This is a genomic window from Nocardiopsis sp. MT53 (genome assembly GCF_019598965.1).
GTDB classification, from domain to species: domain Bacteria; phylum Actinomycetota; class Actinomycetes; order Streptosporangiales; family Streptosporangiaceae; genus Nocardiopsis; species Nocardiopsis changdeensis.
Map to the genome: position 1 here is coordinate 6,827,176 of NZ_CP080599.1, position 16,352 is coordinate 6,843,527.

The window sequence follows — 16,352 nt, forward strand, 5'->3', positions numbered from 1 at the left end:
GGGGGCGGTGGCGCGCCCCGGCCGCAAAGGGGAAGGGGCCGGGGCGCGCCCCGTCGTGAACCGCCCGGGGGCGCGGGGCGGGACCGCCGCGGCACGGGGGACCGTGCCGGCGGTCGTCGTGCTCCGGCCACGGGGGAGGTGCGGCCGGAACACTTCCGGACCCGGCCCGGCCGCGGAGGGACTGCGGTCGGGACGTTCCGGTCTCCCCGCCGGGTCCGGGCGCGGGGGGCGCGGTCCGGGGGCGGGGCGGTCGGGCGGGCGGGGCCGGGCGGCCCCGCACAGAGGGAGACTGGGTTCCGGGGAAGCCCATGCACCGCCCGCCCTGGGGCGCGGGCCGGGTCCGCGCCCCGGGGGGCGCGGTGCGGACCGCGCGGTCTCAGGTACGGTCCAGGGCCCCCAGGATGCGGCGGACCGCCTCGGAGGTCCGTGTGGCCGGGGACAGGGGCACCCCCGCCAGCGGCCGGGGCTCCCCCGGCCACCGCATCCACCACCACAGGTCGCCCCGGTGCGGCCGGAGCAGCGCGTGCTGCGGTCCGGCGTGCACGATCCCGTGCACCCCGTCCTCACGGGCCTCCACCCCGTGCGAGCGCAGTTCCGCGGCCAGCCCGCGCAGCACGAGGTCGATCTCGCCCGGACACCGCATGTCCGGGTCACCCGCCGGTGGGGTATCGACGGTCACTCAGGCCTCCCCTGTGGTCGCCAACGACGTTCCCACTCTGCCCCACCGCCGGGACCGGAAAAGCACGCCTATGCGGATCACGCATGAGCGGTTATGCGTGCCCCTCCCGGGGAAGGCCGCACCCTCCCGGAGAACACCCCCGGAACACAATGAAAGCCGACAGAAGGTTTTTATCGCCCTTATCCCAACAACCCATGCCACAAGGCGCGGAGCGCTCACCTAAGAACGTTAGAACGGGGTTGTGAGAAGCCACGAAAAACCGCGATCCCGGGCTTTACCCGGTACCGCCGGACCGAACACGGCCACCTCCGGCACCGCGAATCCCTAATCTGAACTCCATGTCCCAACTTCCACCGGACCTGTGGTCCCGGCCGCGCATCGCGGCCGCCCTGGCCACCTGCGACATGGCGACCGTCATCGAGGGGGTGCGCACCGCCCGCGGCTGGTCCCAGGGCGACCTGGCGCGCGCCGTCGCCTACTCCCAGAGCTGGGTCTCCCGGGTCGTCAACGGCCAGCAGTCGCTCACCGTCACCCAGGTGCACGACCTGGCCCGGCGTCTGGACATCCCGCTGCACCTGCTGCGCTTCGACGGCACCCTGCCGCTCGACGCCGACGAGGACCCGGCGCCCGCGCCCGCCCCGGCGGCCGCCCGCGCCGCCGACGCCGGTGCCGCCTTCGGCATCCCGCCCGAGGGCGGCCACGCCGCCGTCGACGAGACGACCGCGCCCGCGCTGCGCTCCATCACCGGCGGCCAGCGCCGCATGGACTCCACCTCGCCCGCCCGCGACCTGCTGCCCAGCGCCGTGGCCCACGTGCACCTGGCCGAGCGGATGCTCCTCAAGGCCCGCGGCACCGCCCACCACTCCGCCGTCAGCGCCGCCGCCAGCGAGGCCTCCGGGTTCGCCGCCTGGCTGCACGCCGACCAGGGCGACATGGGGTCGGCCCGCATGCACTACCGCACCGCCGTCATCCGCGCCCGCCAGGCCGGGATGCGCCTGCTCGACGTGTACATGCTCGGCTCCCTGGCCGCCTTCGAGATCGACACCGCGGAGGACCCCGAACTGGGCCTGGGCCTGGTCCAGGAGGCCGAGCACGTCCTGGGCCCCTCCGCGCACCCCACCGCCCGCGCCTGGCTGGCCTGCGTGGGGGCGCTGGCCCACGCCGGCATCGGCGACCGCTCCGCCGCGGCCCACGCCATCGGCCGCGCCGAGAAGGAGATCTCCCGCTCGGGCAACGTCAACCCGCCCTGGCCCTGGGTGTTCGCCTTCGACCAGGCCAAGGTCTCCGGCTACCGCGCCCTGGTGGGGGTGCGCCTGCGGCGCCCGCACGACGCCCGCGACGCCTTCGCCGAGGCGTCCGGCCCCCAGGGGCGGGGCGCCAAGCAGGCCGCCGTGCTCAAGGTCGAGCTGGCCGCGGCGCACGCCGAGGCGGGCGACGTCGACGAGGCGTTCCGACTGGCCGTGGAGGCCCTGGAGACCGGGACCCGGTTCGGCTCGGCCCGGGTCGTGGACCGCGTCCGCTCGTTCAGACGGCGCTACAGAGGGCCGCAGGCCGCGTGTGTCCGAGACCTCGACGACCGCCTCGCACTGCTCGTGAACGCCGTCCCTGCATCTGGGTACAAAGGCGGCTAAACGAACAGCAGGGAGGGTGACGTGATCCGCATCGGCATCACCGGCCATCGCAACCTGACCCCCGGTGTGGGCGACGCCGTCGCCGCCCTCATCGACTCGCACCTGGAACCCTACGGATGCGACCTGGTGGGCCTCTCCTGCCTGGCCGACGGGGCCGACACCCTGTTCGCCGCCGCAGTCCTGGACGCCGGGGCCCCGCTCGAGGCGATCGTGCCCGCCCGGGAGTACCGCGACGGGCTCCCCGCCGGACACCACCCGCTCTACGACCGCCTGCTCGCCCAGGCCGTCCTCGTCCACACGCTGCCGCACGTGGAGTCCACGCCCCGGGCGCACCTGGAGGCGGGCCGCCTCCTGGTGGAACGCTGCGACCAGCTCGTCGCGGTGTGGGACGGCGAGCCCGCCCGCGGCCCCGGCGGCACCGCCGACATCGTCGCCTACGCCCGCTCCCTGCACCGCCCGGTGTCCGTCCTGTGGCCCGAGGGCGCCCGCAGGTGAGGGCGGCGGGCGGGGAGGGGCGGGGGCGGCGTCACGGCGCCGCCCGGCTCACTCCCGGCCGGACATGGCCGCGTTGACGTCGGCGGCGCGCAGCACCCCGTGCACCGCGCCGTCGGCGTCCACCACCAGGTACTCCGGAAGCGGATGGGAGGTCAGGCGCTCCAGCATCTCCTCCCCCTCCAGGTCCAGCGGGAGCACCGAGTGGGCGGTCAGCGCCCGCGCCACCTCCGCCACGGGCACCCACGCCCGCCGCGCGTCGGTGACCTCCGCGGCCAGCCCGGGATGCACCACCGCCGTCGGCGTGCCCTCGGAGTCGGTCACCACCAGGGCCGTCGCCCCGATCACCGCGGCCCGCCGCTCGGCCTCGGCCAGCGGGGTGTCGGCCGGGACCGCCAGCGCCGCCCGTGCCAGGTCGCGGACCCGCAGCCCCGGCACCCGCGAGCGCACCCGCGCGGCCCGCAGGGAGTCGGTGGCCCCCATCCACATGAACCCGCCCAGCACCAGGCCCCAGACCGTGCCCCACGGGTTGAGGGCGCCGGCGGCCCACCCCAGCAGCAGCGGCACCGCCACCACCACCAGGGCCAGCACCCGGCCGCCCCAGGCCGCCGCCACGCTGCCCGCCAGCGGCCGCCCGGTCAGCTTCCACACCGCGGCCCGCACCAGCCGCCCGCCGTCCAGCGGCAGCCCCGGCAGCAGGTTGAACACACCCACCAGCAGGTTGGCCACCCACAGCTGGAACAGCAGCTCGCCCACCACCGAGAACGGGTCCGCCAGCCGGAACAGCCCGTACGCCCCGGCCGCGATCAGCAGGGAGAACAGCGGTCCCGCGAACGCGATCCAGAACTCCCGCCCCGGCGTGGGCGCCTCCTTCTCGATCTCGGAGACCCCGCCCAGCACGTACAGCACGATCCGCCGCACCGGCAGCCCGTACCGCCGGGCCACCACCGAGTGCGCCAGCTCGTGCACCAGCACCGACGCGTACAGCAGCAGCGCGAACACGAACGCCATCGCATAGGAGAACACCGACGGCAGGGCCAGGCGGTCCTGCACGATCCCGCCGTACACCAGGGTGATGAGGACCGCCACCACCCACCAGGACGCGGTGACGTACACGGGGACCCCGAAGGGCCGGCCCAGGAGCAGTCCGTTGGAGCGGTCGCGGGGCGCGGGACGATCGTTGCCGGTGGTCACGCCCCCAAGGTTACGGGGCCGTGCCGCGCCCGGCACGCGGGCCCGGCACCACAGGGCCTGCGCGCACGGGTGTCGTCTGTCACGCCCTTCTCATAGGCTCACGTGTATGACCACCGTGCTCCTGCCGTCCGCGCTCTCGCCCTCCCGGGCGTCGGACTTCCTCCAGTGCCCGCTGCTCTTCCGGTTCCGCACCATCGACCGGCTCCCGGAGGCACCGAGCGCGGCGGCCCTGCGCGGCACCCTGGTCCACGCCTGCCTGGAGCGCCTGTACGAGCTGCCCGCCGAGACCCGCACCCCCCGCACCGCGATCGGCCTGGTCGACCCCCAGTGGAACAGGCTCCGGGAGAAGCGCCCCGAGGTGGAGTCGCTGTTCGCCGACGAGGCCGCCCGCGACGCCTGGCTGGAGTCCGCCCGCGACCTGGTCCGCCGCTACTTCGACCTGGAGAACCCCACCGCCCTGGAACCGCGCGAGCGCGAGATGCGCATCTCGGTGGAGCTGCCCACCGGCCTGCGGCTGCGCGGCTACGTCGACCGCCTCGACGTGGCCCCCGACGGGCGCATCCGCGTCGTCGACTACAAGACCGGCAAGTCCCCCTCCCCGCGCTTCGAGGACAAGGCCAAATTCCAGATCTTCTTCTACGCGGTGATGATCTGGCGCGACCTGGGCGTGGTCCCCACCCGGCTGCAGCTGGTCTACCTGGGCGGGGACGGGGCGATCCGCTGGTACGACCCCACCGAGGACGAGCTGCGCGCCGCCGAGGCCGAGATCTCCGACATCTGGGCCCGGATCGAGGCGGCCGGCCGCGCCGGGGTCTGGGAGCCGAAGAAGAGCAGGCTCTGCGACTGGTGCGAGCACCAGGCCATCTGCCCGGCCTTCGGCGGCACCCCTCCGCCGCTGCCCACCTCCCTGCCCCCGGGGGCCTGACGTCGCGCACCGTCCCCGCCGGGCACCCCGGATGCGGCACAATCGGCCTGTGCCCGTCTCAGTGCTGCTGGTCGACGACCAGCCCCTCGTCCGCGCCGGCTTCCGGATGATCCTGGAGGCCGCGCCGCACCTGTCGGTGGTCGGCGAGGCCTCCGACGGCCGCGAGGCGGTGGAGGCGGCCCGCAGGCTGCTGCCCGACGTCGTCCTCATGGACGTGCGCATGCCCGGCATGGACGGCGTCGAGGCCACCCGCCGCATCGTCGAGCGCTCGCGCTCCCTGGACCAGGACGTCCGGGTGCTGGTGCTCACCACCTTCGACCTCGACGAGTACGCGGTGGGCACCCTGCGGGCGGGCGCCCACGGGTTCCTGCTCAAGGACTCCCCGCCCGAGGAGCTGGTCGCGGCGGTGGAGACCGTCGCCTCCGGCGGCGCCGTGGTCTCCCCCCAGGTGCTGGAGCGGCTGCTGGCCCGGTACGCCCCGCTGCTGCCCGCCCCCGACGGCTCCGGGGACGCGGCCCCCGACCCCCTCACCGACCGCGAGCGCGAGGTGCTGCGGCTGGTCGCCCGCGGCTGGTCCAACTCCGAGATCGCCGCGCATCTGATCGTCGGCGAGACCACCGTCAAGTCGCACGTGGGCCGCATCCTCACCAAGCTCGGCCTGCGCGACCGCGTGCAGGCCGTGGTGCACGCCTACGAGAGCGGGCTGGTGCGCCCCGGGGAGCGGGACGGATGACCCCCGATCCGCCCCCGCGGCCCCCGGCGCGTTCAGCCGCACGGGCCCGTCCGGCTTGGGAGGATGATCCGGTGATCGAACTCACCGGTACCCGGTCCCCGGGCGGGCGAACCCGAGCCGACGGGCCCGCGTCCCCTGAAGGGGTCGTGAACACCGGGTCGACCGCCGCCGGGCGGCGGCGGGAAGGGGAGGACGGACATGGGGGACAAGCGGGGCCGCCCGCCGTCGGGTGAGGACCGCATGCTCAGCCGGATGCGCGACTGGCGCGCCCGGCACGAACGCGACCTGGCCCCGGACGAGGAGGAGGACGAGCGCCCCCTCCCCGACGCCCGGGCCATCGACCTGGTGCTGCGGGTCGGCGAGCTGATGCTCGCCAGCGGGGAGGGCACCGAGGCCGTCAGCGAGGCGATGCTCAGCCTCACGGTGGCCTTCAACCTGCCCCGTTCGGAGGTGTCGGTCACCTTCACCACCATCACCCTGTCCACGCACCCGGGCGGCGACCAGCCGCCCATCACCGGCGAGCGCGTGGTGCGCCGCCGCTCCCTGGACTACTTCCGGGTCAACGAGCTCCACACGCTGGTGCAGCAGGCCGCCCTGGGCCTGCTGGAGCTGGAGGACGCCGCAGCCAGGCTGGAGCACATCCGGCGGGCCCGCATGCCCTACCCCAACTGGGTGATCGTGGTCGGGTTCGGGCTGATCGCCTCCAGCGCCAGTGTGATGATGGGCGGCGGCCTCATCGTGGCGACGGTGGCGTTCCTGGCGGCGGTGCTGGGCGACCGCACGTCGGTGTTCCTGGCCCGGCGCGGGGTCGCCGAGTTCTACCAGATGACCGCCGCGGCGATGGTCGCGGCGACCATCGGCGTGGGGCTGCTGTGGGTGAGCCACGAGCTGGAGCTGGGGCTCCAGGCGGGGGCGATCATCACCGGCAACATCATGGCGCTGCTGCCCGGGCGCCCGCTGGTGGCCAGCCTCCAGGACGGGATCAGCGGCAGCTACGTGTCGGCGGCGGCCCGGCTGCTGGAGACGTTCTTCATCCTGGGCGCGATCGTGTCCGGGGTGGGCGCGGTCGCGTACACGGCGGTGCGCCTGGGCGTGTCCATCGACCTGGACGCCCTGCCCTCGGCGGGCACCGCCATGGACCCGCCCGTACTGCTGGGCGCGGCCGGGATCGCGATCGCGTTCGCGGTGTCGCTGGCGGTGCCGCCCCGGATGCTGGTGACCATCGGCCTGCTGGGCGTGATGATCTGGGTGATCTACGCGGGCATGCGGGCGGTGTTCGAGGTGCCGCCGGTCGTGGGCACCGTCGTGGGCGCGGTGGCCGTGGGGGTGGTGGGCCACTGGCTGGCCCGGCGCACCCGCCGCCCGGTGCTGCCCTACCTGGTGCCGTCGATCGCGCCCCTGCTGCCGGGCAGCCTGCTGTACCGGGGGCTGATCGAGTTCACCCAGGGCACGGCGGTGGCGGGCCTGCTCTCGCTGGTGGAGGCGGTCATGGTCGGCCTGGCGCTGGGCGCCGGGGTGAACCTGGGCGGCGAGCTGGTGCGGGCGTTCCAGCGCGGCGGCCTGGCCGGGGCCGGGATGCGCAGCCGTCCGGCGGCGCGCCGGACCCGGGGCGGCCAGGGGTACTGACCCCGCACGATCCGGCCGAAGGTGATGCGAACCACAGGCGGTCCGCGGGTATCTCACCGTGTGAGAGCGGACGACGACACCGACCGCGTGTTTTCGCCCCGAAACGCGACAAGCATGTGATGTGAGCCACTATTCTTGGCGTCAGCTCAATGACGAGTCCCTAGCGAAAGGCCGATCCCATGTGCAGCCACGAACCCGCCTGCCCGTCCTTCGAGGACACCGACCGCGAGGCCGCGCGCGTCGTGTCCAGTCACCCGGAACAGGGCTGGAGCCTGCTCTGCAACGGCGTCGTCCTTTTCGACGACACCGGTGAGCTGCTGCCCGACGGCGCCGTCGTCGCCCCGCACCGCCCCCGCGTCCTGGCCGCCTGACCGCGAACGCCCGACCACCACCGCCCCCACCGGTCCCCCGACGGGCCGGACGAACCCCGCCCGGGAGCAGAGCCCCCGGGCGGCGGTACGCGCGGACCGCTCCGCGGCCCGCGGCCTCACAGGCCCTCGGGCCAGTCCTCGGGCAGCAGGTCGCGCTCACCGGTGGCCTCCGCCAGCCGCCGCCGCAGGTCCGCGTGCAGGCCCGGACCCCACACCAGTTCGTCGGGGGTGCGCACCGCCTGGACCAGCGCCTCCCGCAGCCGCGCCGGGTTCGCCTCCCCCTCCAGCGCGGGCAGCGCCGCCAGGGCGTGCATCCGCGTCAGCACCGCGAACAGCTCCGCCGCCAGCGCCGGCGCGCTGGCCGTGGCCACCGCCTCCGTCAGGTAGGGCTCCCACCAGGGCTCCCCGTCCTCCTCGCCCCCGTGGGCGAACCCGCGCCGCAGCCGGGCGCCGACCTCCTCTGCGGTGGCGTCCCCGAGGTCGCGCAGTCCGCCGCGCCACACCCCGGCGGCCCCCTCGGCGTCCCCGCGCAGCGCCAGCAGGCCGGCCAGCAGCTCCACGGCGGCCCCGGCGGTCGGCGGGGCGGCCGGCTCCCCGCCCTCCCCGGGCGGTTCGAGGACCGCGTCCAGGTCGGCGATGGCGTGTTCGAGGTGGGCGGCGGCGCGCAGCAGGCGCAGCTCCGGGTCCTCGGCCGCGGACAGCCCCCGGTCGGCGGCGCTCAGGGCGGCGCCCGGCGCCCCCCGGCCCAGCAGCCTCCCGGCCAGGTCCCGGGCGGCCTCGGCCACGGTCTCGGCGTGCAGCCGCTCCGCCCGCTCGGGCGGCGGGGCCAGCGCCGCCTCCCAGTGCTCCTCGGCGGCCCCGGGGTCGCCGCGCTCCTCGGCCGCGCGGGCCAGCCCGTAGTGGGCGACGGCGGCGTGCCCGGAACCGCCCAGGTCCAGCAGGCGGCGCCAGACCCGCTCGGCCTCAACGCCCTCGCCGTCCTGCTCCAGCGACAGCGCCAGGTGGTGGGCGGCCCGGGGCGCGTGCCGGGCGTCGCCCGTGTCCAGGGCCCGGCGGGCGGCGTCGCGCGCGGCGGCGGTGTCGCCGCGGCCGTCCTCGACCACGGCCAGGCCCAGCAGCGCTCGGGCCAGCACGTCCGGGGGCGGGTCGGCGGCGACGGCGCCGCGGTAGAGCTCGGCGGCGCGGTCGAGGTGGCCGCTCTCGGCCAGGTCGCGGGCCTGGTCGCACAGACCGGCCGCCTCCGACGCCGAGGGCGCGGGTCCGGCGGGGGCGTCCCGGGGGTCGACGGCCCGCGGCCGGGGGTCGACGGGGCCGCCGTGGCGTGCGGAGGGTCCGGACGTCGTGGTCATGCTGGGCGCTTTCCGGTGGGGGTCCGCGCGGTGGGACACGCGGGTGTCGCCGCAACTCTAACGCGCGCGACGGCGGCGGGAGAGGGCCGTGGGGGCCGGTGTCGCCCTTCGGGGCGCGTGTGCCCCGTGGGAGCCCGGAAGCCTCACCTTTATGTCGTAGATTTTCCTTATGTCCGAATAGGGGGCTCCGTCCGGATCCGGACGGAGCCCCCCGCGCCCTACCGGGCCGGACTACAGCTCGAAGGCCTCCGGCGGCGGGCAGGAGCACACCAGGTTCCGGTCACCGTAGGCCTGGTCGATGCGGCCCACCGGCGGCCAGTACTTGTCGCGGCGCAGCGACGGCACCGGGTAGGCGGCGTCCGCGCGGGTGTACCCGTGGGTCCACTCGTCGGCCGTGACCTCCTCCGCCGTGTGCGGGGCGTTCTTGAGCGGGTTGTCCTCGGCGTCCCACTCCCCCGCCGCCACCCTGTCGATCTCCCCGCGGATGGCGATCATCGCCTCGACGAACCGCTCCAGCTCCGCCAGGTCCTCGCTCTCGGTGGGCTCCACCATGAGCGTCCCGGCCACCGGGAACGACATCGTCGGGGCGTGGAAGCCGTAGTCCATCAGCCGCTTGGCCACGTCCTCGTTGCTGATGCCGCTCGCCTTCTGCAGCGGGCGGATGTCGATGATGCACTCGTGCGCGACCAGGCCGTCCGCGCCGGTGTAGAGCACCGGGTAGTACGGCTCCAGGCGCTTGGCCACGTAGTTCGCCGACAGCACGGCGACCTCGGTGGCGGTGCGCAGCCCCTCGCCGCCCATCATCCGCACGTACGCCCAGGAGATCGGCAGGATGCCGGCCGAGCCGAACGGCGCCGCCGACACCGGGCCCACGCCCGTGTGCGGGCCCGCCTCGGGCTGGCCCGGGTGGTTGGGCAGGAACGCCGCCAGGTGCGAGCGGACCGCGACCGGGCCCACGCCCGGGCCGCCGCCGCCGTGCGGGATGCAGAAGGTCTTGTGCAGGTTCAGGTGGCTGACGTCGGCCCCGAACTCGCCCGGCTTGGCCCAGCCCACCAGCGCGTTCAGGTTGGCGCCGTCGACGTACACCTGACCCCCGGCCTCGTGGACCAGGCGGCACACCTCGGTGATGGTGTCCTCGTACACGCCGTGCGTGGACGGGTAGGTCACCATGATCGCGGCCAGCGCGTCGGCGTGCTTCGCGATCTTGGCCTTGAGGTCGTCCACGTCGATGTTGCCGCCCTCGTCGCAGGCCACCACGGCCACGCGCATGCCCGCCATCACCGCGCTGGCGGCGTTGGTGCCGTGCGCGGAGCTGGGGATCAGGCACACGTCGCGGTGGTCGTCGCCGCGCGAGCGGTGGTAGCCGCGGATGGCCAGCAGGCCGGCGAACTCGCCCTGGGAGCCGGCGTTGGGCTGCAGGGACACCGCGTCGTAGCCGGTGATCTCGGCCAGCCAGGACTCCAGGTCGCGGATGAGCGCCACCGAGCCGGCCGCCTGGTCCAGCGGGGCCAGCGGGTGCAGGCCCGCGAACTCCGGCCAGGTGATCGACTCCATCTCAGTGGTGGCGTTGAGCTTCATGGTGCACGAGCCCAGCGGGATCATCGTGCGGTCCAGGGCCAGGTCGCGGTCCGACAGCCTGCGCATGTAGCGCAGCAGCGAGGTCTCGCTGCGGTGGGTGTTGAACACCGGGTGGTCGAGGTAGTCCACCCCGCGCGCCAGGTCCCCGGGCACGCGGTCGGCGTCCTCGTCCACGGCCACGGCGGCCTTGGGGCCGTGCCCCGCCCCGCCGAACGCCTCGGCCAGCGCGGCCAGGTCGGCGGCGGTCGTGGTCTCGTCGACGCTGACGCCGACGGTCGAGGCGTCCACGCGCAGCAGGTTGAACCCGGCGGCCAGGGCGCTCTCCACGACCCGGTCGGCGCTGGGCACCCGCACCCGCAGGGTGTCGAAGAACGCACCGTGGACCACCTCGAAGCCGCGCTCGGCCAGGGCGTCGGCCAGCGCCGCGGTGCGGGTGTGCACCTGGCGGGCGATCGCGCGCAGGCCGTGGGGGCCGTGGTAGACGGCGTACATCCCGGCCATGACGGCCAGCAGCACCTGCGCGGTGCAGATGTTGCTGGTGGCCTTCTCGCGGCGGATGTGCTGCTCGCGGGTCTGCAGGGCCAGGCGGTAGGCCGGGCGGCCCGCGGTGTCCACCGAGACGCCGACCAGGCGGCCCGGGATCTGGCGGCGCAGCTTCTCGGCGACCGACATGTAGCCGGCGTGCGGGCCGCCGAAGCCGAGGGGGACGCCGAAGCGCTGGGTGGAGCCGACGGCGATGTCCGCGCCCAGGGAGCCGGGGCTGCGCAGCAGGGTCAGCGCGAGGATGTCGGCGGCGACCACGGCCAGGGCGCCGCGCTCGTGGGCGGCGGCGATGACCGCGCCCGGGTCGCGCACCGCACCGCTGGAGGCCGGGTACTGGACCAGGACGCCGAAGGCGTCACCCTCGGGCAGGCCCCGGGAGAGGTCGGCGACGACGACCTCGATGCCCAGCGGCTCGGCGCGGGTGCGCAGCACCTGGAGGGTCTGCGGGAAGACGTCGGAGTCGACGACGAAGACGTCGGCCCTGCTCTTGGAGGCGCGGCGGGCCAGGGTCATGGCCTCGGCGGCGGCGGTGGCCTCGTCCAGCAGGGAGGCGCCGGTGACGGGCAGGCCGGTGAGGTCGGAGACCATGGTCTGGAAGTTGATGAGGGCCTCGAGGCGGCCCTGGGAGATCTCCGGCTGGTAGGGCGTGTACGCCGTGTACCAGGCCGGGTTCTCCATGATGTTGCGCAGGATCACCGGCGGGGTGAAGGTGCCGTAGTAGCCCTGGCCGATGAGGGGCTTGACGACGGTGTTGCGGTCGGCGAGCGCGCGCAGCTCCGCGAGGGTCTCGGCCTCGCCGATGGCCTCGGGCAGGTCCAGGTCCGCGCTGCGTCCGGGGGCGCTGAGGATGGACGCGGGGACGGCGGCGGCCATGAGCTCGGCGGTGGAGCCGTAGCCGACCGTCTTGAGCATCTCCTCGACGGCGCCGGGCGCGGGTCCGACGTGGCGGTCGGCGAACACCCGGGCGGGCGCGCCGGGGACGTTCACGGGCTGGTCGGACACGGAGACCTCCTGGTGACAGGGCCGATGCGGATCGGCGGTGTTCCTCACGGTCTCCCCCTCTGTCACCGGGCACGGCGGCGCCCAGGCTTCAGAGCGGCCTTCTCCGCACGGTCCGTGGTGCCTGAGAGGTTACTGGGGAGTATTGCCCCGTCGGCGCCCCTGGGTCAGGGGTCTCTCCCGCGCGGTATCGACAGCCTGCTGACGCTGTGTTCACTTGTACGGACAGGGCGAATGTCGGTTTTCATCCCTGTTGTGGTTACGACCGTACTCGATCACATCGCCACAGGCCGAGTCCCCCCGCGCGTTCCGCGCGCCTCGCGCGCCCGGGCGCAACGAGGGCCCGTGCGGCCGTCCCTCCGCACGGACCCTCCACCGTCCTCTCTCGGACGGTCCCCGGCGGGGCCTTCGCGCGGCCCCGCACTCCTCTCTCGGACAGTCGCACCGCCCCCGCCCCGAGAACACACCGTGTCCCGCATCACACCCAGACCCGGGGTGGAAAAGGGGGGAGCCCGTGCGGCCGTCCCTCCGCACGGGCTCCTTCTCCCATCCCTCTCGGACAGGGTTCGAGGAGGGCTTCGCACGGCCGTCCTCCGCACGAAGCCCTCGACTCTCACTCTTTCATCCCTCTCGGACGATCCGCAGCCACACCGCCGTGTCGGACGGCAACCGATCGCCCTCCAGGGGCCCGCTGGCCACCAGCACCCCCCGGTGCGCGGGCAGGTCCGCGGGGTCCCCGCCCAGGTTGACGACACAGGCCACGTCGCCGCGGGCGAACGCCAGCACCTCCTCGGGCGCCTCCAGCCAGCGCATCCCCGGGCCGTCGGCGGGCGGGGCGCCCAGGGCGGGTTCGGCCCGGCGCACCGCCAGCGCCCGGCGGTACAGGCGCAGCATGCCGTCGGGGTCGGCGGCCTGGGCCGCGGCGGTGCGCGCCGCCCAGCCCGCGGGCTGCGGCAGCCACGGATCGGCCGCGCCCGGCGGCCCGAACCCGAACGGCGGCCCCTCCCCCGACCACGGCAGCGGCACCCGGCAGCCGTCCCGCCCCCGGTCCGCGCCGCCCGAGCGGACGAACACCGGGTCGTCGATCAGCTCCTCCGGGACGTCCACTTCCTCCAGGCCCAACTCCTCGCCCTGGTAGACGTACACCCCGCCGGGCAGCGCCATCGCGAGCAGCGCCGCCGCCCGCGCCCGCCGGGTGCCCAGCTCCAGGTCCACGGGCTCGCCGTGGCGGCGGTCCGCGAACGAGAACCCGGTGTCCCCCGCCCTCCCGTACCGCGTGACGTGCCGGGTCACATCGTGGTTGGACAGCACCCACGTGGCGGGCGCCCCCACCGGGGCGTGCGCGGCCAGGGTCCGGTCGATGACCGCCCGCAGCGCCTTGGGCTCCCAGGGGCAGCTGAGGAAGTCGAAGTTGAACGCGCTGTGCAGCTCGTCGGCCCGCAGGTACCGGGCGAACCGCTCCGGGTCGGGCAGCCACATCTCCCCCACGAACACCCGGTCGGGCCCGTAGGACTCGGCGATCCGCCGCCACCGCCGGAACACCTCGTGCACCCCGTCGCGGTCGGAGAACGCGCTCTCGTCCCCCTCCGGGACGTCGGGCAGCCCCGGGTCCTTGACCATCCCGTCGGCCACGTCGACGCGGAACCCGTCCACCCCCCGGTCGAACCAGAACCGCAGGATCGCGTCGAACTCCTCGCGCACCCGCGGGTTCTCCCAGTTCAGGTCGGGCTGCTGCGCCGAGTACAGGTGCAGGTACCACTCCCCCGGGCTCCCGTCGGCCTCGGTGACCCGGGACCAGGCGGGGCCGCCGAACCGGGACCGCCAGTTGTTGGGCGGCAGTTCCCCGCTCTCGCCCCGGCCGGGCCGGAACCAGAACAGCGAGCGCTCGGCCGAGCCCGGCCCGGCCGCCAGCGCCTCCCGGAACCACACGTGCTCGCTGGAGCAGTGGTTGGGCACGATGTCGATGATCACCCGGATGCCGCGCTCGTGGGCGGCGGCGATGAGCCGGTCGGCCAGGTCCAGGTCGCCGTACACGGGCGCGATGTCGGTGTAGTCGGCCACGTCGTACCCGCCGTCGGCGAGCGGCGACGGGTACCACGGGCTCATCCACAGCGCGTCGACCCCCAGCTCCGCCAGGTGGTCGATCTCCCGCAGCACCCCGGCGAGGTCGCCGACGCCGTCGCCGTCGCCGTCGGCGAAGCTGCGCGGGTAGATCTGGTAGATGGCGGCGCCGCGCCACCAGTCCGGGTCGTGGTGTCCGGTCACGTTGCGGTGTCCTTGTCGTCGGAGGGGTCGGGAGGGACGGTCATCCCTTGAGCGCGCCGGCGGAGAGCCCGGCGATCACCTGGCGCTGGAACACCAGGAACAGGGCGAGCACCGGCAGGCTGGAGACGACCATCCCGGCGATGAGGAGGTTGAGCGGCATCTCGGTGGAGATCCGCGCCAGGTGGACGGTGATGGTCTGCACCAGCGGGTCCTGGAGCACCACCAGCGGCCAGACGAAGTCCTTCCAGGCGGCGACGATCGCCAGGATCGACACCACCGCCAGGATCGGCCGCGACAGCGGCAGCACGATCCGCAGCATGATCTGGGCGGGCCCGGCCCCGTCCAGCCGGGCGGCCTCCACCAGTTCGGCGGGGACGCGGTCGAAGAACTGCTTGAGCACGAACACGTTGAACGCGTTGGCGGCCATCGGCAGCCACACCGCCCAGGGCGTGTTGAGCAGGTTGACCCCGATCAGCGGCACGTCCGCGACGGTGAGGTAGGTGGGGACGAGCAGCGCGGCGGCCGGGAGCATGAGGGTCGCCAGCATCATCCCCAGGACGGCGTTGCCCAGCACGGGGCGCAGCCGCGACAGCGAGTAGGCGGCCGGCACGGCCACCCCCAGCTGGAACAGCCAGGCGCCGCCCACCACCACGAACGTGTTCCACAGGTACCGGCCCAGGTCCAGGGTCTCCCAGGCGAGGAGGTAGGTTTCGGGCCGCCACTCCTGCGGCAGCAGGGTGGGCGGGGTGCGGACCAGTTCGGCGGGGGGTTTGAGGGAGCCGCTCACCGCCAGCAGCATCGGCCCCAGGAACACCACGGTGAACAGGACGATCACCAGGAGCAGGACCACCCGGTAGCCGATCCTGCCCCGGGGGCTGTTGAGGGTGAGCGGGGAGACGAGGGTGCGCTCCCCGGTGCGCGCGGGCGGGCCGCCGCGGGCCCGCCGGGGACGGGTCGGGATCATGGCTCTCCTTCGGGGGGCGGGTCAGCGGGCGCGGGTGGCCCACAGGTACAGGGCGGAGAACACGGCCAGGACCGCGAAGAGCATGAGGCTCAGGGCCGCGGCCGCGCCGAAGTCGCCGAAGGTGAAGGCGTAGCGGTAGATGAGCAGCAGGACCGTGGTGGTGGCCCCCTCGGGTCCGCCGCCGGTGAGGATGTAGGGCTCGACGAACACCTGCATGGTCGCCACGACCTGGAGCAGCAGGAGCACGAGGATCACGAACCGCATGTGCGGGATGGTCACCGACCACACCCGCTGGAGCAGCCCGGCCCCGTCGAGTTCGGCCGCCTCGTACAGCTCGCCGGGGACGGCCTGGAGGCCGGCCAGGTAGATGAGGGTCGCGGTGCCCAGGTTGGCCCAGGTGGAGACGATGACGAGCGAGATCATCGCGGTGTCGGCGGAGTTGGTCCACTCCAGCCCGGGCAGGCCCACCGCGCGCAGCGCCCCGTTGAGCAGGCCGGGGCCGGGGTCGTAGAACCACTTCCACAGCAGCGCCGACACGATCGGCGGCAGCATCACCGGCAGGTAGACGACCAGCCGCAGGTACCCGCGGGCGTGCCTGAGCTCGTTGAGGACGAGCGCCAGCACGAACGGCAGCGCGAAGCCGAAGACCAGGGCCAGCAGGGTGAACCGCGCGGTGTTGGCCCAGGCGGTGGCGAACAGCGGGTCCTCGGCGAGGGTCCGGAAGTTCTCCAGTCCCACCCACACCGGGTCGGTGACGAAGTTGACCTGTTGGAAGGCCAGCGCGACGCCCCGGGTGACCGGATACCAGGAGAAGACGGCGAAGCAGAGGATCGCGGCGGACAGGAAGGCGTAGGCGACGGCGTTCTCGGCGACGCGGCGGCGCAGTGCCCCGGCCGGCCGGCGGGGGGCGCGGGCCGGGGTCGGCGGTGCCGGCGGCGCGGGAACGGTCGCGGTGCCGGTTTCGGGCATGGCGGGCTCCGTGGGGACGGGGCGGCGGCCCGGG

13 protein-coding genes and 1 riboswitch are annotated in these 16,352 nt (G+C 74.6%); of the genes, 6 read left to right on the plus strand and 7 right to left on the minus strand.

Going from position 1 to position 16,352, the window contains the following annotated elements; translation table 11 throughout:
• Positions 1–376: 376 nt before the first annotated feature.
• Positions 377–679: a hypothetical protein gene (locus tag K1J57_RS30495; protein WP_370634555.1), complete on the minus strand. Its 303-nt coding sequence runs from the start codon at positions 677–679 to the stop codon at positions 377–379.
• 377 nt (positions 680–1,056) lie between these two features.
• Between K1J57_RS30495 and K1J57_RS30500 the strand changes: the two genes are divergently transcribed.
• Both K1J57_RS30500 and K1J57_RS30505 read left to right on the plus strand, forming a co-directional pair.
• On the plus strand, positions 1,057–2,310 hold the full coding sequence (locus tag K1J57_RS30500; RefSeq protein ID WP_220565894.1) for a helix-turn-helix transcriptional regulator: 1,254 nt from the start codon (positions 1,057–1,059) through the stop codon (positions 2,308–2,310).
• A 21-nt stretch (positions 2,311–2,331) separates the two neighbouring features.
• A complete protein-coding gene (locus K1J57_RS30505; RefSeq protein ID WP_220562136.1) occupies positions 2,332–2,805 on the plus strand; it encodes a hypothetical protein in 474 nt (157 codons plus the stop codon).
• A gap of 48 nt (positions 2,806–2,853) precedes the next feature.
• On the opposite strand, the gene K1J57_RS30510 is transcribed toward K1J57_RS30505, so the two are convergent.
• Positions 2,854–3,918, minus strand: a complete 1,065-nt coding sequence (locus tag K1J57_RS30510) for a site-2 protease family protein (protein WP_220565895.1) — start codon at positions 3,916–3,918, stop codon at positions 2,854–2,856.
• Positions 3,919–4,102: 184 nt separating this feature from the next.
• Between K1J57_RS30510 and K1J57_RS30515 the strand changes: the two genes are divergently transcribed.
• From K1J57_RS30515 to K1J57_RS30530, 4 genes are all read left to right on the plus strand, one after another.
• A complete protein-coding gene (locus K1J57_RS30515) occupies positions 4,103–4,921 on the plus strand; it encodes a RecB family exonuclease (RefSeq protein ID WP_220562137.1) in 819 nt (272 codons plus the stop codon).
• Between the two features lie 49 nt (positions 4,922–4,970).
• Entirely contained in the window at positions 4,971–5,654 is a 684-nt protein-coding gene (locus tag K1J57_RS30520) for a response regulator transcription factor (RefSeq protein ID WP_220562138.1), read from the plus strand.
• A 198-nt stretch (positions 5,655–5,852) separates the two neighbouring features.
• The gene (locus K1J57_RS30525; RefSeq protein ID WP_255646722.1) at positions 5,853–7,280 is read left to right on the plus strand and encodes a threonine/serine exporter ThrE family protein; all 1,428 of its coding nucleotides are present in this window, start codon (positions 5,853–5,855) and stop codon (positions 7,278–7,280) included.
• A gap of 179 nt (positions 7,281–7,459) precedes the next feature.
• Positions 7,460–7,651 carry a DUF5999 family protein gene (locus K1J57_RS30530; protein WP_220562139.1) on the plus strand — a complete coding sequence of 64 codons (192 nt, stop codon included), beginning with the start codon at positions 7,460–7,462 and terminating at the stop codon, positions 7,649–7,651.
• Between the two features lie 116 nt (positions 7,652–7,767).
• Here K1J57_RS30530 and K1J57_RS30535 read toward each other — a convergent pair whose 3' ends face one another.
• From K1J57_RS30535 to K1J57_RS30555, 5 genes are all read right to left on the minus strand, one after another.
• A complete protein-coding gene (locus K1J57_RS30535) occupies positions 7,768–9,000 on the minus strand; it encodes a tetratricopeptide repeat protein (RefSeq protein WP_220562140.1) in 1,233 nt (410 codons plus the stop codon).
• A 231-nt stretch (positions 9,001–9,231) separates the two neighbouring features.
• Positions 9,232–12,108: an aminomethyl-transferring glycine dehydrogenase gene (gcvP, locus tag K1J57_RS30540; RefSeq protein ID WP_370634695.1), complete on the minus strand. Its 2,877-nt coding sequence runs from the start codon at positions 12,106–12,108 to the stop codon at positions 9,232–9,234.
• Between the two features lie 113 nt (positions 12,109–12,221).
• Positions 12,222–12,313, minus strand: a riboswitch (glycine riboswitch).
• Positions 12,314–12,741: 428 nt separating this feature from the next.
• Complete coding sequence (locus K1J57_RS30545; RefSeq protein ID WP_220562142.1) at positions 12,742–14,385, minus strand: glycoside hydrolase family 13 protein; 1,644 nt, start codon at positions 14,383–14,385, stop codon at positions 12,742–12,744.
• A gap of 40 nt (positions 14,386–14,425) precedes the next feature.
• Positions 14,426–15,349: a carbohydrate ABC transporter permease gene (locus tag K1J57_RS30550; RefSeq protein WP_220562143.1), complete on the minus strand. Its 924-nt coding sequence runs from the start codon at positions 15,347–15,349 to the stop codon at positions 14,426–14,428.
• 21 nt (positions 15,350–15,370) lie between these two features.
• A complete protein-coding gene (locus K1J57_RS30555) occupies positions 15,371–16,318 on the minus strand; it encodes a carbohydrate ABC transporter permease (RefSeq protein WP_220562144.1) in 948 nt (315 codons plus the stop codon).
• Positions 16,319–16,352 lie beyond the last annotated feature (34 nt).